Here is a 1322-nt window from a genome sequence, read left to right as displayed (position 1 = left end):
CCAGTACTGTCCGGTTAATCGGGGAATAGAATCAACTGGTTAGCGGCGTCGCTTCCGGAACTCGGTAGTTCTTGCTGCCGCAGGGTGCGTTCCAGTGAGGTTTGCTCGAATAGCGTCACGCTCAGGATCTGTAAAATTTCGTAGAGCGAAGCCTTCAAGTGAAGGCGCTTGCGCACGATGGCGATGAGCACATAGACGGCAACGGCGATCCAGACCTGGGTCTTCACGGCATTGAGTGAGGTGCCGAAAAATGCCTTGATATGTAGGTGCTGCTTGATCCATTTGAAGAAGATTTCGATCTGCCAGCGATGGCGATACAAGGCGCTGATCGTCGTTGCTGGTAGTGAGAAGTGATTGGTCAACAGGACGATGGATTGACCGCTGTCGGGATCACGTACACGTACGCGACGCAGGACACAGGGATACCTCGCACGGACCACATCGCGCACCAGCACCACGGTCTGATCGCAACCGATCAGACGTCGATCTGCCACCGGTTGAGAATAGCGTCGACGCACGCGCAGGTTCTTCTTCGTGCGCATGAGGAAGAACGCACCCTCGCAGTGGAAGCGGTACAAGCGCTCGAAGTCGAGGTAGGCACGATCCATCACATAGATCGCGCCTGGCTCGGGCATCAGCTCGTCGAGCATGTGCACATCGTGCTGGCGTGACTCGGAAAAGCTGATCACGGTGGGGATGGCACCGCGGATGTCGAGCAGCGTATGCAGCTTGAGACCGCCGCGACCAAGGTGCATGGCACGCGCCCACGGGAACACCGACAGGCAGAGTTCAATCGTGGTCGAGTCGAGTGCATAGGCAGTGTGGGCCAACTCGATATCGAGCGGATCGTTGACATAGAGTCGTCGGGCCGTCGTGATCAGGCCCTGTGCAAACTCGGCATAGATACGCCAGTCACGCTGTTCGTTGGCATCGGCCAAGGTGCTGCGCGCCACATGTCCGCGGATGCCAAGGTGATAAAGCTTGGCCTGGTGCGCGCGCAGACAGATCTCGATATCGCGCAGGCTCTCGCGTCCGCTGAGCTGAGCGAAAGCCATGCACAGAAACTGATCGAGGCAGGTAAAGCGTTTCACGTAGCGATCGCCGTCGTACTTCGCGACGAGGCGTCGGAACGTATGCATTGGCAGATGCCGCATGAGCTGTGTGAATACAAATTGGCCTTCGTGCATGGCGACGCCCTCCCGGTGAGGTCGTCCAGCTTGAGGCCAGCACGGTTGAAATCGCTAACACCCGAACAATGCCATTTTTGTCGCACGATCAAACGTTTACTGAGATCGCCGAGCACTTTCCCCGGACAGTACTGG

At 57.5% G+C, this 1322-nt stretch carries 1 protein-coding gene; it reads right to left on the bottom strand.

Annotated elements, in window-relative coordinates; genetic code table 11:
- Window positions 1–14: 14 nt before the first annotated feature.
- Window positions 15–1187 (bottom strand): IS4 family transposase, encoded by a 1173-nt coding sequence (locus ACQGNJ_RS00030; protein WP_426687204.1) that lies wholly within the window; start codon window positions 1185–1187, stop codon window positions 15–17.
- Window positions 1188–1322: the final 135 nt, after the last annotated feature.

Origin of the sequence: Rhodanobacter ginsengiterrae (assembly GCF_050026815.1) — a bacterium.
Lineage (GTDB): Bacteria > Pseudomonadota > Gammaproteobacteria > Xanthomonadales > Rhodanobacteraceae > Rhodanobacter > Rhodanobacter ginsengiterrae.
Note: the sequence above shows the minus strand (reverse complement) of the source record. Positions and strands in the feature narration are given on the sequence as shown.